The following is a 25,748-nucleotide window of genomic DNA, read 5'->3' as shown; positions in this document are numbered from 1 at the left end:
GTTACTTGGAGACCATCCAGCCGACCCCGCGCACGTTCCTGATCGCGGTCGCGCCGAGCTTCTTGCGCAGCGAGTGAATCAGGAATTCGACCGCGTTGCTTTCCACTTCCTCGTTCCAGCCGTAGATGCGGTCTTCCAGTTCCGCGCGCGAGAGGATCGCGCCGGGGCGGATCATCAGCGCCTGCAAGAGCGCGAATTCGCGGCTCGACAGGCGTGTCGCGACGTCGCCGGACGTGGCTTCGCGCGTGGCGGGATCGAGCGTGAGCACGCCGTTCGTCATCAGCGGCGCGGCCTGTCCGCCACGCCGGCGGATCACGGCGCGCATGCGCGCGCGCAACTCGGCTATGTCGAATGGCTTGATGAGATAGTCGTCGGCGCCTTCGTCGAGTCCGCGGATGCGGTCTTCGACCGAATCGCGCGCGGTGATGATGATGAGCGGCACCGGATTGTCCCCGCGACGCACGGCGCGCAGCACCTCGAAGCCATCGGCGCCGGGCAGGCCGAGATCGAGCAGGATCGCATCGTAGACGTGCGTCGTGAGACTCGTGAGCGCGAGCTTGCCGTCGCGCACCCAGTCGACGGCGTAGCTGCTGTCGCGCAGTTCGTCCTGGACCGTTTCGCCGATCATGCGGTCGTCTTCGACGAGCAATACCCTCATGGCGTATCTCCTCGGGCTCATGGCGTCGGACGGCGCGAACGGACGGGGATGAGCGTGTGGGTCATCTTGCGAATTCGTCAAAGTTCACGAAAGCCGCAAGGTTAGTTGCGGAAAGCTTAGGAGATGCTTAGGACGGTATTGACGGAGTGGCGCGAGGCAGGAATCGCGGCAAATCGAAGGTCCGGCGCGAGTGGCTGAACCACAACGCGCCCTTTTTTCCTTCCTTCCGGCGATGTCAGGTCGATTCAGCGCCCTTTTTGACAGCTTTGAAGGCTGTCGTTCGCCTTCGCTGCGGGGCGTAAGCCAGCGCGAAATGAATCGCATGCCTGATCATCGATTTTTTCGAAGACAGAAAAACTGCAATCCAGAGAGAGATGTATCTGAATTGTTAGTTTGATCCATTCCGTATTTTCAACCACTCGGGTATGTTGGCGCCCTTACTGGCGCGATTCGGTTCCGAGAAGGCGTCAACGCGCGAAAGAAAATCCGCTTCAACAGTACTGCGAATGAGAGATCGCGGAAAGATCCGGATCAAAGAGCAGAACGATGACATGGCGCCCACATCGCATGAAACCATGAAGGTTACCCACAGCCAGGCCCATGTCATGGTGCGGGCCGGCGCATCGTTGACGTCGACCGGTGGACAAAAATTACTTGAGGAAACTCAACCATGGCTTCGGTAACCGAACCGGTTTGCAGTCTTTGCGATAAACGCGGTTTGCTAATCATGCCGGTGCGTTATGCCATCGTTCCGCACGATCCTGGCTTGCCAGTCGTTTCGGCTCCACTGATGGTAGAGGACGCCGCCGACAGCGTCGGCAAGGGCAAGCGGCAGGATTTGCAGTTGAAGGGCGGCGCAATCTACACCACTCGCCTTATGCGTAGCGGATACCTTTACGTGTACGACGAAAAGCGCGATCGCATGGATGGCTACTGGGTCACCCGCGATGGAAATTTCATGAGCTTCCCGCCTGAGGCCACAATCCCCGAGCAAGCAAAATCAGCTACTCCGTGCGACTTCGTCGGCCATAAGGAGCTGGCGGGCTGCATTGCTATCAGTGACGCGGAGCACGCGGGAATCGTCTGGCTGGGCTTCTCGGACGTCCAGTGGACGTCGGCGGTGATCAAGGCGCATAAGGGTGAGACGGGCAAGACGCAACGGAAACTCCACATGCGATCGTTCGACGCGGGCGCCTGGGCCAAGGCGCACAAGGCGCTCCCCGGCCTGCCTGCTTCAAGCGGCCGGGGCAACGTGCCGCATGCGGTCGGAATAGGCGCACTAGACACCACCGTGGCCGAATACGCTCAGGTAGCGAAGGGGGCGCAAAACAGGTCCGCGTCGTTCGTAGCACCCACGGGGTCGAATTATCGCGCGCGAGCGGGCGCTGCATCCGCCGTTCTTGAAGCCTGCGCGCGTCGGAGTCCGCGTTTCGGGGCGGCAGTCGTGGCAGTCGACGATCCATCCGGCATTACCCAAGATCTGGCGGCGTTGATCCAGTGGCATCTCGACCGGTTGCTCGATACGCCTGCGCCATCAGGCAAGTTTGGCAATGGATACGGGTATGCCACCACCTATCGCAACCTCGTTGCACTCGATGCCTCGCTCCAGGCACTGAAGACTTCGAACGACGAAAAAGTCAAACTCCAGGTCTTTGCTACTGCCGAGGGCCTGGCCGACTATATGAAAGTCAGCTACGAGGAGGCCCGCGAAATACGGGCGTCTGTTGCGACAGATCCGGCGTTGGCAAATCGCCCGACTGGACCTGCAAGCTTCGGCAGCAGCAGGCCTGCGGCTGCGGAACTCGCAAGACAGCAAGCATATGACCAGTTGATGAGAAATCCCTCGCCGGCTACGGTGCGCAAAGCGCAAGAGTCTTCCTGGAGCGAGTACCTTGGAAGAACGGTCATCAGCCAGCCCGACGGGCCGTACAGAAATTGGCAAAAAGAATTCGCGAACGCTTCTGAATTGGTCAGGCGCGACTACCGAACATGGTGACGCTGCTCTGCGCATGAGCGGATGAGGCGATGCACGCCAGCGCGGCCAGGGAAATTGCTTTGATTCTCATGAAAGTCTCAAGTGTTTTACTTATTTTGAAGAAATCCTAATTAACGGACAGAACGCAGTGATGCGAGCCGATTGTGCTGTATCAGCCAGCCACCGCAAAAGGATTTAGTCGAACAGGTATCGTGAGTTTTTCGAATGTTCTTCCAGAAAATTCTTCGCTTGTCGCTGCACTGCGACGCTTGGAAGAATGAGCCGCAAATGCGTTGCCAATTCGCAGCGGTTGCCTGGAAACCCCGGCAGCCGGGCGACGCGCCGCACAGCGATCAAGGAAACCGCCCCAATGAAGCCAGAACGGAATTTCGTGAACGGACGTTTCATCGAGCCCGTGAGCGATGACGTCACCGCCATCCTGAATCCCGCGACCGAAGAGGTGCTGGGCCACGTCCACAACGCGTCGCGCGAACAGGCGCTGCAGGCGGTCGAGCAGGCCGCCGCGGCGCAACGTCTCTGGCGCGTGATGCCCGCCGCCGAGCGCGCCGCGCACATGCAGCGTCTCGCCGACGCGCTCGTCGAAGCCTCCGCCGAGATCGGCGCCGCGCTCGCGATGGAGTCCGGCAAGAGCCTGCTCGACGCGACCAACGAGGCCGTCTACGCCGCGCAGATCACGCGCTATCACGCCGAATGGGCGCGCCGGATCGAAGGCGAAGTCATTCCGAGCGACACGCCCGACGAAAACCTCGTGCTGCATCGCGAGCCGATCGGCGTCGTCGCGTGCCTGATTCCGTTCAACTTCCCGATCTACACGCTGATGCGCAAGGTCGCGCCGGCGCTGATCGCGGGCAACACGGTGGTCGTGCGGCCGAGCAACAACACGCCGCTGTCGGCGTTCGAACTCGCGCGCGCCGTCGAACGCGCAGCGCTCCCCGCGGGCGTCGTCAATATTCTGGCGATGGATCACGCGACGGCCGAAGTCGTCTGCACGCATCCCAAGGTGGGCATGATCACGCTGACGGGCAGCGTCAACGCGGGCCGCAAGGTGCTGGAGTACTGCAAGGCGAATATCGCGAAGCCTTCGCTGGAACTGGGCGGCAAGACGCCCGCCATAGTCGAGCCGGACGCCGATTTGCAGAAGGCCGCGCGCGAACTCGTCGCCTCGAAGCTCACGCACGGCGGGCAACTCTGCACGGCCATCGAGCGCGTCTATGTGCACGAGAGCATCCATGACGCATTCGTCGGCATGCTGCGCGAGCAGATGAAGGCGAAGCAGATCGGCGACCGTTACGAAGACGCGAACTGCATGGGTCCGCTGGTCAACAAGGCCTCGCGCGACGGCATTCACGCGATGGTCCGCCGCGCGATCGAAGCGGGCGCCACGCTCGAAACCGGCGGCGAAGTGCCGAACCGCCGCGGCTTCTTCTATCCACCGACGCTGCTTTCCAACTGCCGTCAGGACATGGAGATCGTGCAGGAAGAGACCTTCGGCCCGGTGCTGGCGGTGCTCTCGTATTCCACCATCGACGAAGCGATCGGCATGGCGAACGATCACCAGTTCGGGCTCTCGTCGGTGCTCTACACCGAGAACTATCGCACGGCGATGAAGGTCGCCAATTCGATCGAAGCGGGTGAGCTGTATATCAACCGCACGCCCGCCGATCCGTACCAGGGCTTTCACGCCGGCTGGAAGCGCTCCGGTATCGGCGGCGACGACGGCAAGCACGGCATGCTCGAATTCACGCAAACGCGCCTCGTCGTCATGAAGTACTGATTTTCGCGGCCGGCAACGGCCGCTTCGCATTCATCCATCGCCCGACAAAAACATATTGAAGGCCCAGCCGCGCGGCATCCGCCGCCGCGCGCCGCTGCCCTTCGAGGAGCACACCCGTGTCATCGAATCCCGCTCAATCCGGCCAGAGCGTCGCCGCGCCGCGCGAAGCCACGCGCGCCGACCGCTATATCCAGCTCGCGCTGCTCGTGATCGCCGCCGGCGCGATCTATCCGATGCTGTATCTGCGGCAGGTCTATCAGCCGACGATGCTCGAAGTCTTCCATATCAGCGAGTCGCAACTCGGTTACCTGTATTCCGCGCTCGGCACGATCTTCCTCATCTGCTATCTGCCGAGCGGCTGGCTCGCGGACCGCGTCGCGCCTCGCGTGCTCATCAGCTTTTCGCTGATCGCGACGGGCGCGCTCGGGCTCTGGTACTCGACGGCGCCTTCGTTCGGCGCGCTGATCGTGATCTTCGGCGCCTGGGGCCTGACGACCGGCCTCACGTTCTGGGCCGCGATCATCAAGCGCGTGCAGACGATCGCCGCCGCCAGCGAGCAAGGCCGCTTCTTCGGCTTTCTCGACGGCGGACGCGGGCTGATCGAAGCGCTGCTCGCGACCGTCGCGATCGGCTTGTTCGCGTGGATCACACAGACGCACGGCGATTCGCCCGCGACAGGTTTTCGCATCGTCGTCTATATGTACGCGTTCCTGTGCATCGGGCTGGGCGTCGTGCTCGGTCTGGTGCGCGATTCGCAAGGCGCGCAGGCCGCGCAAGCGAAACGTGAAAAGCGCAACGTGCTCCGCGATCTCGGTGTGCTGCTGAAGAACCCGCAATTGTGGCTACTCTCCGCAATCGTCTTCTGCGGCTATCAGGTGTTCTGGGCGACGTACAGCTTTTCCGCATATCTGCACGAGAAGGAAATCGGCTTGTCGGTGGTCGCGGCGGGCTTCATCACCACGGCCAAACTGTGGATGCGCCCGATCGGCGGCATCGGCGGCGGCTTTCTCGGCGACCGTTTCTCGAAGACTTCCGTGCTTGTGTTCGCGCTGTTCGCAGCGGCCATTGCGCTGCTCGGGCTGATGGCCGCGCCTTCCATTGGCAGTCACGTGCTCATCGCGGTGATCGTGCTGTTCATCGGCGTGATGACCTACGCGATTCGCGGTCTCTACTGGTCGCTGCTCGATCAGTGCAAGGTGCCCGCCGAAGTCATGGGTCTCGCCATTGGCCTCGTCTCGGTGATCGGTTATTCGCCCGATGCGGTGCTGCCGCTCATCAACGGCTATCTGACGCAGAACTATCCGGGCGTGCACGGCTATCAGCTTTATTTCGGCTATATCGCGTGCATGTCGACGCTGGGCGGCATCGCGGCGCTCGTCTTCAAACATCGGCTCAACAAGCAGGATCAAGCATGAAAATCGCTTCGCTCGAAACCTATGTCGTCGCTGTTCCGCCGCCGCACGTGGGCGGCATGTACTGGATCTTCGTGAAGCTGCGCACGGATTGCGGCATCGAGGGCGTCGGCGAGATCTATTCCGCGACGTTCCATCCGAAGGCCATGACGCCGATCATCGAGGACGTGTTCGAACGCTATCTGCTCGGCCACGATCCGCATCGCGTCGAGCGCTTCTATCGCGAGGCGTATTCGAGCGGCTTCACGCAGCGCCCCGACCTCACGATGATGGGCGTCGTGAGCGGCCTGGAAATGGCGTGCTGGGACATTATCGGCAAGGCGGCGGGCAAGCCCGTGTATGAACTGCTCGGCGGGCGCGTGCATGAGCGTCTGCGTTCGTACACGTATCTGTATCCGAAGAACGCGCAAGGCGAATACGACTACGACGATCCCGATCTCGCCGCCGAATGCGCCGCGCAGAACGTCGAGATGGGCTTCACGGCGGTCAAGTTCGATCCGGCGGGGCCTTACACCGCGTATTCGGGCCACCAGATTTCGCTCGAAGTGATGGACCGGTGCGAACTGTTTTGCCGCAAGGTGCGCGAGGCGGTGGGCAGCAAGGCCGATCTGCTGTTCGGCACGCACGGGCAGATGGTGCCTTCGTCGGCGATCCGGCTTGCAAAGCGCCTCGAAAAATACGATCCGCTGTGGTTCGAAGAGCCGGTTCCGCCGGGGCAGGAAGACGCGATGGCGCAAGTCGCGGAAAAGACCAGCATTCCGATTTCCGCCGGCGAGCGCCTGACCACCAAGTACGAATTCGCGAAGCTGCTGGAAGCGCGCGCGGCGTCGATCCTGCAGTTCAACGTCGGACGCGTGGGCGGTCTGCTCGAAGCGAAGAAGATCGCGAGTCTCGCCGAGGTGCATTACGCGCAGATCGCGCCGCATCTCTACAACGGTCCGGTGGGCGCGGCCGCGAGCATTCAGGTCGCCGCGTGTTCGCCGAACTTCCTGATCCAGGAAAGCATCGGCACGTGGGACGGTTTCCACGCCGAGGTGCTCAAGACGAAGATTCGCTGGGAAGACGGCTACATCATTCCGTCCACGGAGCCGGGGCTCGGCATCGAACTGAACATGGATGTGGTGCGCGCGCATACGCCTTATACCGGCGCGCGTCTGCACCTGCAAATGGCGGCAAAGCCCGCCGACGTGAAGGATCTCGCGCCCGCGAAGGGCTGAGCGCAAAACATGAAGAACATGGAATTCGATTACATCATCGTCGGCGCTGGCTCGGCGGGCTGCATTCTCGCGGACCGGCTGACGGAATCGGGCGAGCATTCGGTGCTGCTGCTCGAAGCGGGCGGCGCCGACGATTCATTCTGGTTCAAGATTCCGGTCGGGTTCACGAAGACCTACTACAACCCGGAATTCAACTGGATGTACTACAGCGAGCCGGAAGCGCAACTGAACAACCGCTCGCTGTATTGCCCGCGCGGCAAGGTGCAGGGCGGCTCCGGCTCGATCAACGCGATGATCTACGTGCGCGGCCAGCCGCACGACTTCGACGACTGGGCGCGCGCGGGCAACGCGGGCTGGGGTTTTCGCGACGTGCTGCCGTATTTCCGCCGCCTCGAATCGCACTGGGCCGGCGACACCGAATATCACGGCGCGAACGGGAAAATCAGCATTTCGTCGATGAAGGACGGCGCGCATCCGATCTGCGGCACGTTCCTCGAAGGCGCGCGGCAAGCCGGATATCCGGTCACGGGCGACATCAACGGCGCGGATTGCGAGGGCGCCACCATCTATGACCTGAACGCGCGCAATGGCCAGCGTTCGTCGAGCAGCTTCGAATATCTGCATCCGGTGCTCGGGCGCAAGAACCTGCGCGTGGAGCGCAATGTCAGCGTGAGCCGCGTGCTGTTCGAGGGCAAGCGCGCGACCGGCGTGATGGCTTCGCGCAACGGCGAATCGCTGCGCTTCGGCGCGAAGCGCGAAGTGATTCTCTCGGCGGGCGCGGTCGATTCGCCCAAGCTGATGCAGCTCTCCGGCCTCGGCGACGCCGCGTTGCTCGCGAAGCACGGCATTCCGGTCGTGCACGCGTTGCCGGCCGTCGGCAAGAACCTGCAGGATCATTTGTGCGTGAGCTTCTACTTTCGCGCGACGGTCAAGACGCTGAACGACGAACTGGGCTCGCTCATCGGCAAGGCGCGCGCCGCTATGCGCTATCTGACGGCGCGCAAGGGTCCGCTTTCGATGAGCGTCAACCAGTCGGGCGGCTTCTTCAAGGGCGATGAGGAAGAGACGGAGCCGAATCTGCAGCTTTACTTCAATCCGTTGTCGTATCGCATTCCGAAGAGCAGCAAGGCGCAACTCGAACCCGAACCGTATTCGGGCTTCCTGCTGTGCTTCAACCCGTGCCGCCCGACCAGCCGCGGTTCGGTGGAGATCGCATCCGCTCGCGTGGAGGACGCCGCGAAGATCAGCATCAACGCGCTGACGACGCCGAAGGACCTCCGCGAGGCGGTGCAGGGCAGCAAGCTCGTGCGCAAGATCATGAGTTCGCCGGCGCTGCGCGGGATCACGGCGGAGGAAATCTCGCCGGGACCGGACGTGAACAGCGATGCCGACATGCTCGACTACTTCCGCGACCAGTCCGGCTCGATCTACCACCTGTGCGGCTCCTGCGCGATGGGTCCGGACGCGCGCACTGCGGTCGTCGACGAGCGGTTGCGCGTGCATGGCGTGGAAGGCTTGCGGATCGTCGATGCGTCGATTTTCCCGAACATCACGTCGGGCAATCTCAATGCGCCGACCATGATGGTCGCGGAGAAGGGCGCGGACATGGTTCTGGAGGATGCGGGCATGGTCGTCGAGGCGGTTTCGCGACAGGCGGCGCTCGTCTGAACGACGCGGCGACAAATTCAAACAAGGCGCCCGCGTTCTTCATGACGTCGGGCGCGTCTTCAAAATCGGCGCGATGCCCGACGCGTCGAATTAAAGTTTCCCGATGTTTTGCCGTAATAGATCGATAAGGAAAATCCCGAGTTTTTGAGGTTTAGGCTTATCGACGAATAGCGCAAACGTTAATACAGTCGCGCAATCGGAACATTCGGAATAACGCGGCTTATCGCGAGGAAAAGCCGGCGCCGCACGCCTGCCTGAGCACCTCCGGCGCAATGCCCGAAGTGATCCGGAGCGAGTCGTCGCGATAATGCGACGACTAAAAGCGTTATCGCTTTTATGCTGATTTTTGACCGTAATCGACTGTAAAATCCCGACGCTGTCAAATAGAAGAACCGGACGACGGCACGACGACTAGAGTCGCATCGCTAAATAATTTTGGCATCGCGCCGTAAACCTGCTCGCAGTCCACGTACTAAATAACAAGCACCGGGTGGCTCCGCCGCCGTACGGAGCGCGCCCTGGCGTGCCGCCGTCGGTCATTCCTGCCCGGCTACAGGAACCACCGCGAACCAACGCGAACCGTCGCGTCAACACCGACATGCCCGATCTGCACTGGACCATTCCGGTTGCTCGCTGGTCCTTCTGGCCTGCCGTTGCATCTGCCGCTCCCGACGTCGGTTTCATCGAGCCGATGACTCGACGCCGGCTGAGCACGCTGTCGCGTGCCGCGCTGAAGGTCGCACACGATTGCGCAGCCGATGTGCCCGCCGTGCGCGTGGTGTTCGCGTCGCGTCACGGCGAACTGGGCCGCACGACCGAAATCCTCCATACGATCGACGCGGGTGGAACCGTTTCACCCACGTCCTTCAGCCTTTCCGTGCTGAACACGATGACCGGCGTGCTCGGCATCGTGCGCGGGGACCGCACGGCCGTCAGCGCGCTGTCGGCGGGGAACGAAACGCTCGGCTATGCGCTGCTCGAAGCGCACGCGCAGTACGCCACGGACGCATCGAGCCCGGTGTTGCTCGTGTATGCGGACGAGCCCGCCGATCCCGCCTACGGCGAAGTCGAAGACGAAGTGGAGGCCGGCGCGCTCGCCATTTTGCTCGATGCCTCCGCGAGCGCCGGACGACTGACGTGCGCGCGCGCAGAACGATCCGAGGCGGCGCGCGAGCCGTTCGCATCGCAAAGCCGGGCCGTGCAGCACTGTCTCGATACGCGCGCCGCGAGCGAATGGCGCGGCAGGCATTCCACCTGGCAATGGTTCTGGCATGAAGGCGCTTGACTACTACTGGCGTCTCGTCGCGACGGCTCTGGCGTTCGCCGCGTTCGGTTTCTGCGGGCTGGGCTTTTCGCTGATCGTGTTTCCGCTCGCTTGCGTCTGGCCGCATCGCGACTCGAAGCAGCGCGTCATCGTCGGCATCATTCACGCGTTTTTTCGCGCGCTCGTCGCCGTGCTCGTGCGCGTGGGCGTGATGAAGCTCGACGTGCACGGCGCGCGCGCGCTCATCCGCAATACGCAGCGCGCGGCCATCGTCGTCGCGAATCACCCGACCTGGCTCGACGTAATGGTGTTGCTGTCGCTCACGCCGCGCGCCTGCTGCGTCGTGAAGAGCGCGCACTGGGGCAACCCGTTCTTCTGGGGCGTGATGCGCGCGGCCGAATATGTGAGCAACGCGGACCCTGTCCAGCTCGTCGAAGCGGGTGCGCGGCAACTCGCGCGCGGCTACACGATGATCATCTTTCCCGAAGGCACGCGCAGTCCGACACGCAACCGCATGCATGCCTTCTCGCGCGGATTCGCCCATATGGCGCTGCAATCCGGCGCGCCGATTCTTCCCGTGCTGATCGACTGCGATCCACCCGCGTTCACGAAGGACATGTGCTGGCACGACGTGCCCGAGCGCGCCTTCCGCATGCAGGTGAACGTGCTCGAGCCTCTGCGCGCCGACGAACTCGCCGGGCGCGACGAACCGCCCGCACTTGCCGCACGCACGGTGACGAGCGTGATCGAAGCCCACATCACCCAGCATCTGATCGACTATGGATTCTTTAAAGCTTGAAATCAAACGGCTTCTGATCGAGGCCCTCGATCTCGAAGACATGCAGCCCGCCGACATCGACGATGACGCGCCGCTCTTCGAGACCGACGGTGTCGGCCTGGACTCGATCGACGCGCTCGAGATCGGCATCGTGCTGCGCGAGCACTATCAACTGAACATCGCGGCCAACGACGAGAACACGCGCGAGCATTTTCGTTCGATCAACACGCTCGTCGCGCTGGTGGCGAGCCAGCGCGAGCTTGCGCACGTTGCGGACGGCACAACGAAAGAAGGGGAATGAGCGTGACCGAAAACGAGATCCTTGAGCGCATCCGCGCCATCTTCCACGAGAATTTCGCGATCGCGCCCGAGCGCGTGACGCCCGAGGCGCATCTGTACGAAGAGCTCGATCTGGACAGCATCGACGCCGTCGATCTCGCCATCAAGCTGCAGGAGATGACGGGCCGCCGCATCAAGCCCGAAGAATTCAAGTCGGTGCGCACGGTGGCGGACGTGATCGCAGCCGTCGAGTCGCTGCTCGTCGAGCAGGCATGATGCAGCCGCAGACCGCGCGCGCCGCCGCTGCAAGAGCGCGTGGCCGGACCGGCGTCTTCGTGACCGTCGCGCTCAAGCTCGCCTATCCCGCGGTCATTCTGGGCGCGTGGTTCTGGAACGCGCCGCGCTACGCCGGATGCCTGCTGTTCGCCCTGATCTGGCTGCAACGCTGTGTCGGCACGGGCGTGGTCGGCGTTTCGCTGCGCCGGCTCACGCGCGTCGACTGGAGCGTCGCGTTCGTGCTGAGCGCGGCGTCCGCGGCGATTGTGTGGACCGACAGCGAACGCCTGCTTCATGTGTATCCGTCGCTCGTCAATGTCGGCTTGCTGGTCGCGTTCGGCGCGACGCTCGTGCGCGGACCATCGATGATCGAAAAGTTCGCGCGCATCGGCACGCCCGATCTGAGCGAGGCCGCCGTGCGTCACACGCGCCGCGTCACGCAAATCTGGTGCGCGTTCTTCGCCGCGAACGGCCTGTTCTCGTTCTATACCGCGTTGTACTGGAGCCGCGAGGCATGGTCGCTGTACAACGGCGCGATCTCGTACGGACTCGTCGGGGCGTTGATCGTGGGTGAAATCGCGTGGCGCCATCTCGTGATCCTGCCGCGCGCGCGGCGCATGGAGTCCGCATGATCGCTCTGCATGACTTGCTGTGTGCGCAACGCGACGGGCTGACACCCGTCTGTCGCGACGACTGGGCCATCAACACGCACGCGGAATTTCGCGCGCGTACAGCGGCGCTCGCGTGGTGGTTGAACGAGCAGAAGGCGCGCCGCGTGGCGCTGTGCATCGACGATCCGTTCGACTTCGCCTGCGCGCTCTTCGCGCTGCTCGCATGCGGCAAGGAGCCGGTGATTCCCGCGAGTTCGGCGCCCGGCTATCTGGACGATCTCGCGGACGCCTACGACAGCATCCTGACCGATGCCGACGTACGCGCGCTGGCCGCGACGGAAACGCTCAGGCCTGCCGCTTCGGCGCTGCCGATCGATCCTCACGCGCCGCTCACGCTCTACACCTCGGGCAGCAGCGGCGCGCCGAAGCCGATCCACAAGACGCTCGAGCAGTTCGACGCCGAAGTGCGCACGCTCGAAGCCGAGTGGGGCGCGCTGGTCGGTGACGCGACGATGCTCGCGAGCGTGCCGCATCGCCATATCTACGGCCTGCTGTTCCGCGTGCTGTGGCCGCTCGCGGCGGGCCGCGCGTTCGATCGCGCGCTGTGCGCGGAACCGCTGCAGGTGCAGTCGCGCATCGGGCATTGCGGCGCGACCGTGATGGTGTCTTCGCCGGCGCAACTCGTGCGCTGGCCCTCGCTTGCCGGGTTCGCCGAACTCGCGCCGGCGCCGCGCGTGTTCTTCTCATCGGGCGGCCCGCTCGCGGCGGACGCGGCGCGCGACTATGCCAGCGTGTTCGGCGCTGCGCCCGTCGAAATTTACGGCAGCACGGAGACGGGCGGCATCGCGTGGCGCAGGCAGAACGAGACGGATGCGTGGCGGCCGGTCAGCGGCGTCGATGTGCGTCGAGCCGACGACGGCGCGCTCGAAGTGCGTTCGCCGCATCTGGGTCACGGCGGCTGGCATCGCACCGACGACGCGATTCACCTCGACGATGACGGCCGCTTCCGTCTGCAAGGCCGCCTCGACCGCGTGATCAAGCTCGACGGCAAGCGCATGTCGCTGCCTGAAATGGAAACGCGGCTCGCGCAGCATCCGTTCGTCGCGCAGGCGTGCGTCGTGCCGCTCGCGGGCGCGTCGCGCGAGCGCGTGGGCGCCGTGGTCGCGCTGAGCGACGCGGGCGGCGCGGCGTTGCGAGACCTGGGCCGCGTCGCGCTCGCCAAGTCGCTGCGCCGCCATCTCGCCCGCTATTTCGATGTCGTGTTGCTGCCGCGTCGCTGGCGCTTTCGCATTGCGTTGCCGTTCGATGCGCGCGGCAAGCTGCCCGTCACGGCGGTCGCGGCTGCGTTCGGCGCGCGCGCCGAAGGCTTCGAGCTGCTCTCGGAAGCGCACGACGGCGACAACCTGCGCTACGAACTACGCGTGCCGGCCGCGCTTGCGCACTTCAGCGGACATTTCCCGAATCTGCCCATCCTGCCGGGCGTCGTGCAGGTCGACTGGGCGATCCGGCTCGCGTCGGAGCACGTCGCGGGCGCGCGCGACACCGCCTCGGTGGATCGTCTCAAGTTCATGGCGCCCGTGCCGCCCGGCGCGGTGCTCGATCTGCAACTGGCGCACGACGCCGCGCGCCGCCGCGTGCAGTTCGCCTATCGTCTTAACGGGCGCGACTGTTCGTCGGGCGTGGTCGTCTATCGGGAGCGCGCATGAGCGGCGCGAACCTGCGGACGTGCATTGTCATTCCGATCTACAACCACAAGGAGGCGATCGGCGGCACCGTCGCGCGACTTTGCGTGCACGGCCTGCCGATGTTCGTCGTCGATGACGGCAGCGACGAAGCCACGCAAGCCGTGCTCGCCAGGCTCGCCGGAGAGTACGGCGCGCAGATGACGCTGCTGCGCCTGCCGGTCAACGGCGGCAAGGGCGCGGCCGTGATGGCGGGTCTGCGCGCGGCGCGGCGCGCGGGCTACACGCACGCGCTGCAGATCGACGCGGACGGCCAGCACGACGCGAACGACGTGCCGCGATTTCTCGCGGCGGCGCGCGCCGAGCCGGAAGCGGTGATTCTCGGGCGCCCCGTCTACGACGAAAGCGTGCCGAAGTCGCGTCTCTACGGCCGCTACGTGACGCACGTGTGGGTGTGGATCGAAACGCTGTCGTTCGCGATCCGCGATTCGATGTGCGGCTTTCGCCTGTATCCGCTCGACACGGTTTGCGCGCTGATCGACGGCGTGCGGCTCGGCACGCGCATGGACTTCGACATCGAGGTTCTGGTGCGTCTGTCGTGGCGGCGCGTCGCGTTTCGCGCCGTGCCGACGCGCGTCACCTACGCCGCCGACGGCGTCTCGCACTTCGACGTGCTGTGGGACAACGTGCGTATCAGCGCAAGCCATACGCGGCTCGTGTGCGGCATGCTGCTGCGCCTGCCGATGCTGCTCGCGCACAAGGCGATGCCGCGCAGGACCTCCGCGAATGAAGGCTGGTGGCGCGTCGCCGAACGTGGCAGCCGCCTCGGCATGGCGCTGCTCGCCCTCAGTTGCCGCCTGTTCGGCATGCGCTTCACGGGACTGTGGCTGCATCCCGTCGTCGGCTATTTTCTGCTGACGGGCCGCGCCGCACGGGTGTCTTCGCATCGCTACTTCGCGCATCTGGCGCACGCGGCGCCGGACGAGCGGATGCCGCGTCCCGGCTGGCGCTCCGCGTACCGGCAGATGCTGGCGTTCGCGCAATCGGGCCTGGACAAGCTCGCCGCGTGGTCCGGCCGCATCGCCGAAGACCAGGTGATATTCGACGAACCCGCCGCGTTCGAGGCGCTCGTCGAGAGCGGACGCGGCGCGCTCGTGATCGGTGCGCATCTCGGCAACCTCGAAATGACGCGCGCGCTCGCCGTGCGCAACGGCCACGCGAAGGTGACGGCCATCGTCTACACAGGACACGCGAGGCGCTTCAACAGCGTGCTCTCGTCCGCGCATGGCGATTTCGCCAGCCGGCTCGTGCAGGTGAGCGACTTCGGCCCCGAAACCGCGATGATGATGAAAGCGCGCATCGACGCGGGCGAGATGCTCGTGATCGTCGGCGACCGCGTGCCCGCGCACGAGTCGGGCCGCACGACGCAAGCGCGTTTCCTCGGCGCGACCGCGCCTTTCGCGCAAGGCCCGTATGTGCTCGCGCATGCGCTGCGCTGCCCGGTCTACCTGTTCTTTTGCCTGAAAGAGCGCGACGGTCGGCATCGGCTGTATTTCGAGCCGTTCGCCGAGTGCATCGCGTTGCCGCGCCGCGAACGCGCGCAGCACATCGCGGCGTGGGCGCAGCGCTATGCGTCGCGTCTCGAACACTATTGCCGCAAGGCGCCTTATCAATGGTTCAACTTCTTCGATTTCTGGGCGCGCCCCGGCAAAGCGACGACCGAAGGCTCAGCGCCTGGAGGAAACGATGTCCGAGCATGATCTGATCGACGGCGTGCGCGCCCACGCGGTGACTTTCGGCGGCAGGCGCGTGACGATCGAAGAAGTCGTGTCGATCGCCACGCGGCGCACGCCGGTCACGCTCAATCGCGATCCGCAATGGCGCGCGCGCGTCGAACGCGGTGCGGATTTCCTGCGCCGTCATCTCGCGGCGGGCAAGACCGTGTACGGCGTGAACACCGGCTATGGCGACGCGTGCGTCGTCGATGTGCCGATGCCGCTCGTCGAGGCGCTGCCGCTGCAACTCACGCGCTATCACGGCTGCGGCATGGGCGCGCATCTCGACGATGAAACGACGCTCGCCGTGATCGCCGCGCGTCTGAACTCGCTGGCGTACGGCTTTTCCGGCGTGCGCCTCGTGTTGCTGGAGCGGCTCGCGGATCTGATCAATCATCGCGTGTTGCCGCGCATTCCGTCGGAGGGCTCGGTCGGCGCGAGCGGCGATCTGACGCCGCTGTCGTACGTGGCGGCGGCGCTGGTCGGCGAGCGCGACGTGATGTTCGCCGGCACCCTGCGCGATGCCGCCGGCGTGTGGTCCGCGCTCGGCGTGACGCCGCTCACGCTCGCGCCGAAGGAAGGGCTCGCGCTGATGAACGGCACGGCGGTGATGACCGGCCTCGCGTGTCTGGCGTTCGCGCGCGCCCGTCATCTGACGCGTCTCGCCGCGCGTCTCACGGCGCTTTCGACCGTGGCGCTCGATGGCCGCGCCGCGCACTTCGATGCAACGATTTTCGCGGTGAAGCCGCACGCGGGTCAGGCTGAAGCCGCCGCGTGGATCCGCGCCGATCTGGCGGGCCGCGACGACACGCCGGGGCATCGCCTGCAGGACCGATACTCGATCCGTTGCGCGCCGCACGTGATCGGCGTGGCGACCGACGCGCTCACCTGGATGCGCCGCGATATCGAGAACGAGCTCAACAGCGCGAACGACAATCCGCTGATCGACCCTGACGCGGAACGCGTGCTGCACGGCGGCAACTTCTACGGCGGCCATATTGCGTTCGCGATGGACGCGCTCAAGACGGCCGTCGCCAATCTCGCGGATTTGATGGATCGTCAGCTCGCGCTGATCGTCGACGACAAGTTCAACAACGGCCTGCCGCGCAATCTGACGGGCGCGACGCCCGCCCGTGCGCCGATCAATCACGGTTTCAAGGCCGTGCAGATTTCGGCGTCCGCGTGGACCGCCGAGGCGCTCAAGCACACGATGCCCGCGAGCGTGTTCTCGCGCTCGACGGAGGCGCACAACCAGGACAAGGTCAGCATGGGCACCATCGCCGCGCGTGACTGTCTGCGCGTGCTCGAACTGACGGAGCAGGTCGCGGCCGCCCATACGCTCGCCGCCGTGCAGGCGTTGAAGCTGCGTCTGCGTCTCGATCCCGCAGCGGCCGTGCCCGCGCCGTTGCGCGAGTTCGCGGAGACGGTCGCGCAGGTCTCGCCGTTCGTCGATGAAGATCGTGCGCTGGAGCGCGATCTGCGCGCGTTGACGACGCGCATCGCGGCATGCGCGCTCGTCGATGCCGCAGCGGAGGAACCGCGTCATGGCTGAGCGCATGCAGACCCGCACGCTCAAGGCGAGCGCGGTCGTCGAGGTGCAGTTTCACGACGTCGACGCCATGAACGTGTGCTGGCACGGTCACTATCTGAAGTATTTCGAGGCGGGACGCTCGGCCTTGCAGCGCGCCTTCGCTTACGACTACCGCGAAATGCAGGCTTCGGGTTACGTGTGGCCGATCGTCGAGGCGCATCTGAAGTACGTGCGGCCCGCGACCTACGGGCAGCGCATCGAAGTGCGCACGGAACTGCTCGAATACGAGAACCGCCTGAAGATCGGCTACGAACTCGTCGATTGCGAGACGGGCGAGCGCCTGACGAAGGGCTACACGATTCAGGTCGCCGTCGACGCGGCCACGCAGGAGCTGCAGTTCGTGTCGCCGCCGGTCGTGTTCGAGAAGCTGGAGCGCGTATGGGCGTGTTGACCGTGTTGCGCGCGACGCTCGCGGCGCTGCTCATCGCCGCCGCGCCATTGCATGCGGCGGACGCGAATCAGGCGCTCGTCTCGCAGGTCAGCGCGCGTCTCGCGCAGATGAAAGGCGTGCGCGCGCAGTTCACGCAGACGCAGACGCTCGCCGCGATGAAGCAGCCGCTCGTCAGCACGGGCGCGCTCGTGTTCTTGCGCGATCGCGGCGTGATCTGGCGCGTGGACACGCCTTACGCGGCGACCTTCGTCATCACCGATTCAGGCGTGACCGAGGTCGATGCGAACGGCCGGCCCATCCGTACCAAAAGCGCGCGAGGTGTTCGCGGCGTCGCGCAAGTCGCGAAGATGATGCGCGCCATGCTCGGCGGCGACCTCTCCGCGCTGTACTCGCAGTTCGATGTGGATGCGCGAGGCTCGCCGTCGGACTGGACGCTTTCGCTCAAGCCGAACCAGCCGCAACTCGCGCAGGCGATCAAGGGCCTGCACATGACGGGCGGCGCGTTCCTGCGTGGCTTGCGGATCGATCTCGCGAGCGGCGACGTCACGCGCATCGAGTTCACGAAGAGCGAAGCGGCCGACGATCCGTCGCCTGCCGAGCGCAGCTTGCTGGACGCGTCATGACTCCGTGGCATTGGCAACGCTCGCGGATGTCGCGGTGGCGCGTGCGGGCCACATGGTTCGTGCTCGCGCTCGTCGCCGTGCTGTACTGCGTATTCCGCTTTTCCGGGCCGGCGCCGCTGGAAACGAATCTGCTCGCGTTGCTGCCCGCGACGGAGGCGAACCCGGTCGCCGAAAAGGCCGTGGATCAGCTCGCGAATGCGCTCGGCGACCGCACGGTGTTCCTCGTATCGAGCCGCGACGCGGATCGTGCGAAGGCCGCCGCCAGACGATTCGGCGCGACCTTGCAAGCGAGCGGCGCGTTCGCGTCCGTGACGGCGGAATTGCCGCCGTTCGACCTCGGGCAGATCGGCGCGCTCTACACGCCGCATCGCTTCGGCTTGCTGACGCCCGCCGACCGCGCGGCGCTCGCGCATTCATCCGAAGGCGCGGCATCGCTGCGCGACGCGCTGATGCAGCGCATCTACAACCCCGTGCGCGGTCCGCTCGCGACGCCACTCGCCGACGACCCCTTCGGGTGGCTGGAGCACTGGCTGTCCGATCTGCCGCTCGCGACCTCGAATCTCGATCTCGAAGACAACATGCTCGTCGCGCATCGCGCAGAGCTCACCAGCGTGCTCGTCGTCACCACGCTGCACGGCTCCGCGTACGAGTCGCGGGTGCAGCGCGCGGTGCTCGCGGCGGCGTCGAAGGCGGAGACCTCGTTGCGCGCGGCGTGGCCCGATGCATCCGTCGCGCGCGCGGGCGCCGTGTTCTACGCAGAGTCGGCGCGGCGCGCATCGGAGCGTGAAGTGCATCTGATCGGCATGGCGTCCGCGTGCGGCATCGCGCTGCTGATGCTGTGGGTGTTCCGTTCGCCACGTCTCCTGTTGCTCGGATTTCTGTCGACGGCGCTCGGCATTGTCGGCGCGCTGGCCGTCACGCTCGCCGTATTCGGCAAGCTGCACCTGCTGACGCTCGTGTTCGGCGCGAGCCTGATCGGCGAGGCCGTCGATTATTCGATTCAATACTTCGTCGTCTATCTCGGCGCGCCGCGCGACTGGGACGCGCATCGCGGCGCGCGCTCGGTGCGCCCCGCGCTCGCCGTGGCGCTCGCCACCAGCCTGCTCGGTTACGCGATCCTCGCGTGGGCGCCGTTTCCCGCGCTCAAGCAGATCGCCTGCTTCGCGATGACGGGCATCTGCGTCGCGTTCGCCTCCGTCATGTGGTTGCTGCCCGCAATGCTGCCCGCAGCGTCCCGTCAGGCGCCGAAGGCCGCGCAACGGCGTCTGTTCGAGCGCGCGGCCGTGCTGCTCGTGCGCTGGCAACGCGCGATCGGCGGGCGGCGTTCGTGGGCCGTCGCCCTCGTGCTGGCCGCCGTTTGCGCGCCGGGCTGGCTGCAGCTCCAAAGCGACGACGACATCCATCTGCTGATCCAGCGCGATCCGGTGCTCGTCGCGCAGGAGAACCAGGTGCGCGACGCGGTCGGCATCGACAACACTGCGCAGTTCTTCGTGGTGCAGGGCGCAACGCAGGAAACGGTGCTGCGACGCGCGGAAACGCTGGGCGCGAAGCTCGACGCGCTGCCGGCCGGTCAGTCGGTGGACGGCTGGCGCTCGGTCACGCAGTTCGTGCCGTCGGCGCGGCGTCAGTCCGAAGACCGCGCGCTCGTCGCGCAACACGTGTTCGCCGATCCGGCTGCTCTGCGCGCGACGCTTTCGCAAGCGGGTTTCCGCGACGCGATCGCGCTCGCGTGGATCGACTCGTTTTCTCGAGCCGGCGAGCAGCCGCTGACCGTCGAGCGCTGGCTCGCGGCGCCCTGGTCGAAGCCGTTCGCGCATTTATGGCTCGGCGCGGTGGCGACGAACGGTCAGCGTGCCTACGCGGCGATCGTGATGCCCCAGCGCGTGACGCCGCACAATCTGCCCGCGCTGATCGAGCTGGCGCGCGTCACCGAGGGCGTCGCGTTCGTCGACAAGGCGGCAGGCGTATCGAAACTGTTCGGCGAATATCGCGTCGACAGCGGCATGTGGCTCGGCGGCGCGCTGCTGCTCGTGCTCGCGCTCGTTGTCGGGCGTTATCGTCTTCGCGGAGGAATCGCGACGACGCTGCCCGTGCTGCTGGCCGTCGGCGTGACGCTCGCGGCGTTCGGCTATGCGCGCGTGCCGCTCAATCTGTTCAATTGCCTCGCGCTGATGCTGGTGCTCGGCGTCGGCGCGAACTACGCCGTGTTCCTGCGCGAAGGATGTCAGCGCGACGGCGCCGATCTCGGCGCGGTCTGGACCGGCGTGCTGCTGTCGGCAGCGACCACGCTGCTGTCGTTCGGCATGCTCGGCATGAGCGCCATGCCCGCGCTGAAGAGCTTCGGCGTCACGCTCACGCTCGGCATTCTGGTGTCGGTGCTGCTCGCGCCCATGGGCATGCCGGCGGGAGTACCCAAGGAAGGGAGAAAACACGCATGACGCTGCCGCCTGTCTATCTGCATGCGCTCGGCATGATCAACGCACTCGGCGACGATACCGATTCGATCGCGGCCGCCCTCGCCGCGTCGCAATCGCCCGGCATGGGGCCGATGCCCATGAAGCGCGGCGACGCGTTCGTCGGCCGCGTGCTCGCGCCGCTCGAAATCGCGCCGCCCGCCGCGCTCGAACGCTTCGACTGCCGCAACAACCGCCTGCTGCTCGCCGCGCTCGAATTGATTCGCCCCGAGATCGAAGCGGCGCGCGAACGCTACGGCGCCGGGCGGATCGGCGTCGTGCTCGGCACCAGCACCTCGGGCGTCGGCGCGGCGGAAGCGGCGTTCGCGCATCGCACGAAAGCGGGATCGCTGCCGGACGGCTTCGACTATCGGCAAATGGAGATCGGCACGGCGGCGCCGTTCGCGGCGGCCGCGCTCGCGGTGCGAGGCCCGGCGTTCACGATTTCGACCGCGTGCACGTCGAGCGCCAAGGCGTTCGCCGCGGCGCGCCGCCTGCTGCAACTCAACCTGTGCGACGCGCTCGTCGTGGGCGGCGTAGATACGCTGTGCGAGCTGACCGTGCAAGGCTTCGCATCGCTCGATTCGACCAGCCCGGCCCGCAGCAATCCGATGAGCCGCAATCGCAACGGCATCAACGTCGGCGAGGGCGCCGCCCTGTTCCTGATGACGCGTAACGAAAGCGCCGTGCGTCTGGCCGGCGTGGGCGAATCGAGCGACGCGCATCACATGTCGGCGCCCGACCCGCAAGGCGTCGGCGGCGAAATGGCGCTGCGCGCGGCGCTTGCCGATGCGGGCGTGACGCCGGGCGGCATCGGCTACGTGAACATGCACGCGACCGCCACGCGCAAGAACGACGAAATGGAAGCGCGCCTGATGGCCCGCGTGTTCACGGACGGCGTGCCCGCGAGCGGCACCAAGCCGCTCACCGGCCATTTGCTCGGCGCGGCGGGCGCGACGGAAATCGGCTTCGCGTGGCTCACGCTCGCGCGCGCCGGCGCGCCGCTGCCGCGGCATTGCTGGGACGGCGAAGCGGACGCGGCCTTGCCCGCGCTCGATCTCGTGGAGTCCGAACGCCGCCTTCCGGGCGCGACGGGCACGCGCTACGTGATGAGCAATTCGTTCGCCTTCGGCGGCAGCAACGTCAGCCTGATTCTTGCGGATTGAGGACCATGAACGACACGACCTTTCCTCCCATCGAGGCGATCATCCCGCATCGCGGCACGATGCTGCTGGTGGACGCCGTGACCGCGTGCAGCGACGACACGCTGTCGGCGCGCGCCACCGTCCGCCCCGACGCGTGGTACGCGGATACGAACGGCGCGATGCCCGCGTGGATCGGCATCGAGCTGATGGCGCAGAGCGTGGCGGCGCACGTTTCGCTCGTCGCCATGCGCGCGGGCGGACGCGCGCGTCCCGGCGTGCTGCTCGGCACGCGCAGCTATCAGGCGCACGTGAGCGCGTTCGCGCCCGGTGCGCGACTGAGCATCGGCGTGCGTGAAGTGCTGCGTGGCGAGGAAGGCCACGGCGCGTACGAATGCACCATCGAACATGACGGCGAGCGCTACGCGGACGCCGTCATCAAGGTTTTTCAGCCGCATGATTTTCCGACCTTCATTGAACGGAGCATGAGCGCATGAGCCGTCGAGTACTCGTAACGGGCGCAAGCCGCGGCATCGGCCGCGCCATTGCATATCAACTTGCCGCCGACGGCTTCGCCGTCTCCGTGCATTGCCGCACGGGCCGCACCGAGGCCGAAGCGGTGAGTGCGGGCATCGCCGCGCAGGGCGGTTCGGCGCGCGTCCTCCAGTTCGACGTGCGCGACCGCGCCGCCTGCCGCGCGGCGCTGGAAGCCGACGTTGCCGCACACGGTCCGTATTACGGCGTCGTGTGCAGCGCAGGTGTGACGCGCGATGCCGCGTTTCCCGCGCTGACGGACGAAGACTGGGACGTCGTGATCGAAACGGGCCTCGACGCGTTCTACAACGTCGTCCACCCGCTGACCATGCCGATGGTCCGCGCGAAGCAGGGCGGCCGCATCGTGACGATCGCGTCGGTGTCGGGCGTGATCGGCAATCGCGGGCAGGTGAACTACAGCGCCGCGAAGGCCGGGCTGATCGGCGCGACCAAGGCGCTGGCCGTCGAGCTCGCGTCGCGCAACGTGACGGTGAATTGCGTGGCGCCGGGGCTGATCGAGACGGGCATGCTGGAGAGCGCGCCGGTCGAGCATGCGCTCAAGACGGTGCCGATGAATCGTGTCGGCCAGCCGGGCGAAGTAGCCGCCGTGGTCGGCTTCCTCATGTCCGACGCGGCTTCGTATGTGACGCGTCAGGTGATCGGCGTGAACGGCGGGATGATCTGATGAAACGAGTCGTGGTAACGGGCATGGGCGGCGTCACGGCGCTGGGCGAGCGCTGGAGCGAAGTCGACGCCGCGTTGAAGGCCGGCCGTAACGCGGTGCGTCGCATGGACGAATGGGACTTCTTCGAGGCGCTGCACACGCGTCTCGCGTGCCCGCTGCCCGCGTTCGTGCAGCCGGTCGCCTGGCCGCGCAAGAAGACGCGCTCGATGGGCACGGTCTCCATGTACGCCGTGCGCGCGAGCGAACTCGCGCTCGCGGATGCGGGCCTCGCCGGCGACACGTCGATCAGCGACGGGCGCATGGGCGTGGCGTACGGTTCGTCGTCCGGCTCGGTCGAGCCGATCCGCGCGTTCGGCACGATGCTCAGCACCGGCTCGATGAGCAACGTCACGTCGAACAGCTACGTGCAGATGATGCCGCATACGACGGCTGTCAACGTCAGCCTGTTCTGGGATCTGAAGGGACGCGTGATTCCCGCATCGTCGGCGTGCGCGTCGGGCAGCCAGGCGATCGGCTTCGCGTTCGAGGCCATCGCCACGGGCAGGCAGACGATGATGCTCGCGGGCGGCGCGGAAGAGCTGTCGGGCCCGGCAGTCGCCGTGTTCGACACGCTTTACGCGACGAGCACGCGCAACGACGAGCCGAAGCTCACGCCGCGCCCGTTCGATGCGAAGCGCGACGGCCTCGTGGTCGGCGAAGGCGCGGCCACGCTCGTGCTCGAGGAGTACGAACACGCGAAGGCGCGCGGCGCGACGATTCACGCGGAGATCGTGGGCTTCGGCTGCAACTCGGACGGCGCGCACATCACCCAGCCGACCGCGAGCACCATGGCGCGCGCGATGCAGCTCGCGCTGGACGACGCGGGGCTCGCCCCGGAGGCGATTGCCTATCTGAACGCGCACGGCACGTCCACGGATCGCGGCGATATCGCGGAAAGTCACGCGAGCGCGCAGATCTTCGGCGAGCGCATGCCGATCAGCTCGCTCAAGAGCTATGTCGGGCACACGCTCGGCGCGTGCGGTGCGATCGAAGCGTGGTGGACCATCGAGATGATGAAGCGCAACTGGTACGCGCCGACGCTCAATCTGACCGAAGTCGATCCCGCCTGCGCGCCGCTCGACTACATCCGTGGCGAAGCGCGCGCGATCGACGCCGAATACGTGATGAGCAACAACTTCGCGTTCGGCGGCATCAATACGTCGCTGATCTTCCGGCGCGTTAGATGAGGGCCACGCGGGTCATGCAGCGCGTCGTCGTGACGGGCATGGGTATCGTCTCGTGTCTCGGCAATTCGCTCGATGCGGTGAGCCGCGCGCTGCGCGACGGCCGCAGCGGCGTGACGCGCGTCGACGCGTGGCGCGAGCGCGGTTTCCATTCGCAGGTCGCGGCGGTGGCGTCGGTCGCGGACGAAGCGCCGTTCGATCGCAAGCAGGAGCGCTTCATGGGCGACACCGCGCGCTTCGCGTGCCACGCGGCCAGGAAAGCGATCGACGATGCGCAGCTCGACCAGACCACGCTGCGCTCGCCCCGGACGGGCGCGGTGATCGGCTCGGGCGTCGGGGCGATGGCGGAGTACGACGTCGCGCTCGGCGTGGCGCAAACGCATGGCGTCGACCGGACGCCGCCGTACACGGTGCCGCGCGCGATGAGCAGCACGGCGTCGGCGAATGTCGTGCAGGCCTTCGGCATCGAAGGGGTCGCGTATTCGCCTTCGTCGGCCTGCACGACATCGGCGCTCGCGATCGGGCAGGCGATGCAGCTCATCCAGACCGGACGGCAACAAGTCGTGCTCGCGGGTGGCAGCGAGGCGCTGCACGACAACATGACGCTGATGTTCGATGCGATGCACGTCTTGTCGCGCGGCTTCAACGACACGCCGCAGCACGCCTCGCGCCCCTACGACATCGCGCGCGACGGCTTCGTGATCGGCTCCGGCGCGGGCGTGCTGGTGCTGGAATCGCTCGCGCACGCGCGGGCTCGCGGCGCACGCATCCACGCGGAACTGACGGGCTTCGGCGAATGTACCGACGGCGGCGGCATGGTGAGCCCGCGCAGCCATGGCATCGCGCGCGCGTTGCGCATGGCGCTCGACGAAGCCTGCGAGTTGCCCGAATACATCAACACGCAAGCGCCGTCCACGCCGCTCGGCGATGTCGAAGAGGTGCGCGCGTTGCGCGATGTGTTCGGCGCGCGCGTGCCGCCGTTCTCGTCGACCAAGGGCATCACGGGGCATTCGATCGGCGCATGCGGCGCGCACGAAGCGATCTACACGCTGCTGATGATGCGCGACGGTTTCATCGCGGGAACCGGGCGCATCGAGTCGCCGGATTCGTTCGTACACAACATGCCGCTCGTGCGGACATCGCGTGAAGCACGCATCGATCGCGCGATGTCGGTGTCGTTCGGTTTCGGCGGAAGCTGCGCCGGCCTGATGTTCGGAAAGGTTTGACCGTTGCCCGTCGGCGTTGTTACGGGCGTGATTTCATCAACCAGGAACGTGATCCAGAAATGAAAAACAAGATCGTTTTGGCGCTGGCGGCGGGCATCGTGATCTCGCAGACCGGATGTACGACGCAGGTTCGCTCGCTGCCCATGCCCGCTGAAGTGCAGGCGCAAAACAAGCAGGGCGTGCCGCTGTATTTCAGCGATCAGCCGCATGCCAATGTGAAGCAGTTGATTGAAACCAAGGAAGTGCGGGCGCGCGTCGCGCGCGAAATGAGCGGCCAGGAAGCGACTTGCAACATCGCGCTCGCCAAGGCGCTTCAAGAGTTGCGAGATTATGCGGGCCAACGTCACGCGAACGCGGTCGTCAACGTGACGACGCGCTTCCAGCGCAACGAAAAATCGTCGTCGACGGAGTTCATGTGCGGTTCGAGCAACAACGGTTCGACGCTCGCCGTGCGCGGCGATGTCGTAGTGCTCGAGACGCAATGAGGATC

The 25,748-nt window shown here is 65.9% G+C and carries 23 protein-coding genes; 22 read left to right on the top strand and 1 reads right to left on the bottom strand.

Going from position 1 to position 25,748, the window contains the following annotated elements:
• Nucleotide 1: 1 nt before the first annotated feature.
• A complete protein-coding gene (locus tag AWB79_RS27755; protein ID WP_061170661.1) occupies nucleotides 2-658 on the bottom strand; it encodes a response regulator in 657 nt (218 codons plus the stop codon).
• Nucleotides 659-1,328: 670 nt separating this feature from the next.
• Between AWB79_RS27755 and AWB79_RS27750 the strand changes: the two genes are divergently transcribed.
• From AWB79_RS27750 to AWB79_RS27645, 22 genes are all read left to right on the top strand, one after another.
• Entirely contained in the window at nucleotides 1,329-2,654 is a 1,326-nt protein-coding gene (locus tag AWB79_RS27750) for a T6SS effector BTH_I2691 family protein (RefSeq protein ID WP_157695869.1), read from the top strand.
• 349 nt (nucleotides 2,655-3,003) lie between these two features.
• Complete coding sequence (gene aldA / locus AWB79_RS27745) at nucleotides 3,004-4,428, top strand: aldehyde dehydrogenase (RefSeq protein WP_061170659.1); 1,425 nt, start codon at nucleotides 3,004-3,006, stop codon at nucleotides 4,426-4,428.
• Nucleotides 4,429-4,544: 116 nt separating this feature from the next.
• The gene (locus AWB79_RS27740; RefSeq protein ID WP_061170658.1) at nucleotides 4,545-5,843 is read left to right on the top strand and encodes an MFS transporter; all 1,299 of its coding nucleotides are present in this window, start codon (nucleotides 4,545-4,547) and stop codon (nucleotides 5,841-5,843) included.
• Nucleotides 5,840-7,057, top strand: coding sequence for a mandelate racemase/muconate lactonizing enzyme family protein (locus tag AWB79_RS27735; protein ID WP_061170657.1), 1,218 nt, complete (start codon nucleotides 5,840-5,842; stop codon nucleotides 7,055-7,057). The genes AWB79_RS27740 and AWB79_RS27735 overlap by 4 nt, the downstream gene beginning before the upstream one ends.
• Nucleotides 7,058-7,075: 18 nt before the next feature.
• Entirely contained in the window at nucleotides 7,076-8,725 is a 1,650-nt protein-coding gene (locus AWB79_RS27730) for a GMC family oxidoreductase (RefSeq protein ID WP_061170699.1), read from the top strand.
• A gap of 598 nt (nucleotides 8,726-9,323) precedes the next feature.
• Nucleotides 9,324-10,010, top strand: coding sequence for a beta-ketoacyl synthase chain length factor (locus AWB79_RS27725; RefSeq protein WP_061170656.1), 687 nt, complete (start codon nucleotides 9,324-9,326; stop codon nucleotides 10,008-10,010).
• Nucleotides 9,997-10,788 (top strand): lysophospholipid acyltransferase family protein, encoded by a 792-nt coding sequence (locus AWB79_RS27720; RefSeq protein ID WP_061170655.1) that lies wholly within the window; start codon nucleotides 9,997-9,999, stop codon nucleotides 10,786-10,788. Before AWB79_RS27725 ends, AWB79_RS27720 begins: the two co-directional genes overlap by 14 nt.
• Nucleotides 10,769-11,068: a phosphopantetheine-binding protein gene (locus tag AWB79_RS27715; protein WP_061170654.1), complete on the top strand. Its 300-nt coding sequence runs from the start codon at nucleotides 10,769-10,771 to the stop codon at nucleotides 11,066-11,068. Before AWB79_RS27720 ends, AWB79_RS27715 begins: the two co-directional genes overlap by 20 nt.
• A 2-nt stretch (nucleotides 11,069-11,070) precedes the next feature.
• On the top strand, nucleotides 11,071-11,322 hold the full coding sequence (locus tag AWB79_RS27710; protein WP_198399113.1) for an acyl carrier protein: 252 nt from the start codon (nucleotides 11,071-11,073) through the stop codon (nucleotides 11,320-11,322).
• A complete protein-coding gene (locus AWB79_RS27705; RefSeq protein ID WP_096031623.1) occupies nucleotides 11,319-11,954 on the top strand; it encodes a COG4648 family protein in 636 nt (211 codons plus the stop codon). The genes AWB79_RS27710 and AWB79_RS27705 overlap by 4 nt, the downstream gene beginning before the upstream one ends.
• Nucleotides 11,951-13,639 (top strand): ApeI family dehydratase, encoded by a 1,689-nt coding sequence (locus AWB79_RS27700; protein ID WP_061170652.1) that lies wholly within the window; start codon nucleotides 11,951-11,953, stop codon nucleotides 13,637-13,639. Before AWB79_RS27705 ends, AWB79_RS27700 begins: the two co-directional genes overlap by 4 nt.
• Nucleotides 13,636-15,375 carry a glycosyltransferase family 2 protein gene (locus AWB79_RS27695; RefSeq protein ID WP_061170651.1) on the top strand — a complete coding sequence of 580 codons (1,740 nt, stop codon included), beginning with the start codon at nucleotides 13,636-13,638 and terminating at the stop codon, nucleotides 15,373-15,375. The genes AWB79_RS27700 and AWB79_RS27695 overlap by 4 nt, the downstream gene beginning before the upstream one ends.
• Nucleotides 15,362-16,942, top strand: a complete 1,581-nt coding sequence (locus AWB79_RS27690) for an HAL/PAL/TAL family ammonia-lyase (protein WP_061170650.1) — start codon at nucleotides 15,362-15,364, stop codon at nucleotides 16,940-16,942. Before AWB79_RS27695 ends, AWB79_RS27690 begins: the two co-directional genes overlap by 14 nt.
• Nucleotides 16,935-17,372 (top strand): acyl-CoA thioesterase, encoded by a 438-nt coding sequence (locus AWB79_RS27685; RefSeq protein ID WP_061170649.1) that lies wholly within the window; start codon nucleotides 16,935-16,937, stop codon nucleotides 17,370-17,372. The genes AWB79_RS27690 and AWB79_RS27685 overlap by 8 nt, the downstream gene beginning before the upstream one ends.
• Complete coding sequence (locus tag AWB79_RS27680; protein WP_061170648.1) at nucleotides 17,360-17,995, top strand: LolA family protein; 636 nt, start codon at nucleotides 17,360-17,362, stop codon at nucleotides 17,993-17,995. The genes AWB79_RS27685 and AWB79_RS27680 overlap by 13 nt, the downstream gene beginning before the upstream one ends.
• The gene (locus AWB79_RS27675; RefSeq protein WP_061170647.1) at nucleotides 17,992-20,433 is read left to right on the top strand and encodes an MMPL family transporter; all 2,442 of its coding nucleotides are present in this window, start codon (nucleotides 17,992-17,994) and stop codon (nucleotides 20,431-20,433) included. The genes AWB79_RS27680 and AWB79_RS27675 overlap by 4 nt, the downstream gene beginning before the upstream one ends.
• Nucleotides 20,430-21,614, top strand: a complete 1,185-nt coding sequence (locus AWB79_RS27670) for a beta-ketoacyl-[acyl-carrier-protein] synthase family protein (protein ID WP_061170646.1) — start codon at nucleotides 20,430-20,432, stop codon at nucleotides 21,612-21,614. The genes AWB79_RS27675 and AWB79_RS27670 overlap by 4 nt, the downstream gene beginning before the upstream one ends.
• A gap of 5 nt (nucleotides 21,615-21,619) precedes the next feature.
• Nucleotides 21,620-22,087, top strand: a complete 468-nt coding sequence (locus AWB79_RS27665) for a hotdog family protein (RefSeq protein ID WP_061170645.1) — start codon at nucleotides 21,620-21,622, stop codon at nucleotides 22,085-22,087.
• Nucleotides 22,084-22,809, top strand: coding sequence for a 3-ketoacyl-ACP reductase FabG2 (locus AWB79_RS27660; RefSeq protein WP_061170644.1), 726 nt, complete (start codon nucleotides 22,084-22,086; stop codon nucleotides 22,807-22,809). Before AWB79_RS27665 ends, AWB79_RS27660 begins: the two co-directional genes overlap by 4 nt.
• Nucleotides 22,809-24,035 carry a beta-ketoacyl-ACP synthase gene (locus AWB79_RS27655; protein WP_061170643.1) on the top strand — a complete coding sequence of 409 codons (1,227 nt, stop codon included), beginning with the start codon at nucleotides 22,809-22,811 and terminating at the stop codon, nucleotides 24,033-24,035. Before AWB79_RS27660 ends, AWB79_RS27655 begins: the two co-directional genes overlap by 1 nt.
• A complete protein-coding gene (locus AWB79_RS27650; protein WP_061170642.1) occupies nucleotides 24,032-25,258 on the top strand; it encodes a beta-ketoacyl-[acyl-carrier-protein] synthase family protein in 1,227 nt (408 codons plus the stop codon). The genes AWB79_RS27655 and AWB79_RS27650 overlap by 4 nt, the downstream gene beginning before the upstream one ends.
• A 59-nt stretch (nucleotides 25,259-25,317) precedes the next feature.
• Nucleotides 25,318-25,743, top strand: coding sequence for a hypothetical protein (locus AWB79_RS27645; protein WP_061170641.1), 426 nt, complete (start codon nucleotides 25,318-25,320; stop codon nucleotides 25,741-25,743).
• Nucleotides 25,744-25,748 lie beyond the last annotated feature (5 nt).

It is taken from the genome of Caballeronia hypogeia (assembly GCF_001544875.2).
Lineage (GTDB): Bacteria > Pseudomonadota > Gammaproteobacteria > Burkholderiales > Burkholderiaceae > Caballeronia > Caballeronia hypogeia.
Note: the sequence above shows the minus strand (reverse complement) of the source record. Positions and strands in the feature narration are given on the sequence as shown.

Coding starts and splice junctions, on each gene's coding strand:
- AWB79_RS27695 (WP_061170651.1), top strand. CDS start 13,636: ATGAGCGGCGCGAACCTGCGGACGTGCATTGTCATTCCGATCTACAAC.
- AWB79_RS27705 (WP_096031623.1), top strand. CDS start 11,319: ATGATGCAGCCGCAGACCGCGCGCGCCGCCGCTGCAAGAGCGCGTGGC.
- AWB79_RS27655 (WP_061170643.1), top strand. CDS start 22,809: ATGAAACGAGTCGTGGTAACGGGCATGGGCGGCGTCACGGCGCTGGGC.
- AWB79_RS27665 (WP_061170645.1), top strand. CDS start 21,620: ATGAACGACACGACCTTTCCTCCCATCGAGGCGATCATCCCGCATCGC.
- AWB79_RS27720 (WP_061170655.1), top strand. CDS start 9,997: ATGAAGGCGCTTGACTACTACTGGCGTCTCGTCGCGACGGCTCTGGCG.
- AWB79_RS27670 (WP_061170646.1), top strand. CDS start 20,430: ATGACGCTGCCGCCTGTCTATCTGCATGCGCTCGGCATGATCAACGCA.
- AWB79_RS27660 (WP_061170644.1), top strand. CDS start 22,084: ATGAGCCGTCGAGTACTCGTAACGGGCGCAAGCCGCGGCATCGGCCGC.
- AWB79_RS27750 (WP_157695869.1), top strand. CDS start 1,329: ATGGCTTCGGTAACCGAACCGGTTTGCAGTCTTTGCGATAAACGCGGT.
- AWB79_RS27690 (WP_061170650.1), top strand. CDS start 15,362: ATGTCCGAGCATGATCTGATCGACGGCGTGCGCGCCCACGCGGTGACT.
- AWB79_RS27725 (WP_061170656.1), top strand. CDS start 9,324: ATGCCCGATCTGCACTGGACCATTCCGGTTGCTCGCTGGTCCTTCTGG.
- AWB79_RS27675 (WP_061170647.1), top strand. CDS start 17,992: ATGACTCCGTGGCATTGGCAACGCTCGCGGATGTCGCGGTGGCGCGTG.
- AWB79_RS27645 (WP_061170641.1), top strand. CDS start 25,318: ATGAAAAACAAGATCGTTTTGGCGCTGGCGGCGGGCATCGTGATCTCG.
- AWB79_RS27730 (WP_061170699.1), top strand. CDS start 7,076: ATGGAATTCGATTACATCATCGTCGGCGCTGGCTCGGCGGGCTGCATT.
- aldA (WP_061170659.1), top strand. CDS start 3,004: ATGAAGCCAGAACGGAATTTCGTGAACGGACGTTTCATCGAGCCCGTG.
- AWB79_RS27755 (WP_061170661.1), bottom strand. CDS start 658: ATGAGGGTATTGCTCGTCGAAGACGACCGCATGATCGGCGAAACGGTC.
- AWB79_RS27650 (WP_061170642.1), top strand. CDS start 24,032: ATGAGGGCCACGCGGGTCATGCAGCGCGTCGTCGTGACGGGCATGGGT.
- AWB79_RS27715 (WP_061170654.1), top strand. CDS start 10,769: ATGGATTCTTTAAAGCTTGAAATCAAACGGCTTCTGATCGAGGCCCTC.
- AWB79_RS27735 (WP_061170657.1), top strand. CDS start 5,840: ATGAAAATCGCTTCGCTCGAAACCTATGTCGTCGCTGTTCCGCCGCCG.
- AWB79_RS27700 (WP_061170652.1), top strand. CDS start 11,951: ATGATCGCTCTGCATGACTTGCTGTGTGCGCAACGCGACGGGCTGACA.
- AWB79_RS27680 (WP_061170648.1), top strand. CDS start 17,360: ATGGGCGTGTTGACCGTGTTGCGCGCGACGCTCGCGGCGCTGCTCATC.
- AWB79_RS27685 (WP_061170649.1), top strand. CDS start 16,935: ATGGCTGAGCGCATGCAGACCCGCACGCTCAAGGCGAGCGCGGTCGTC.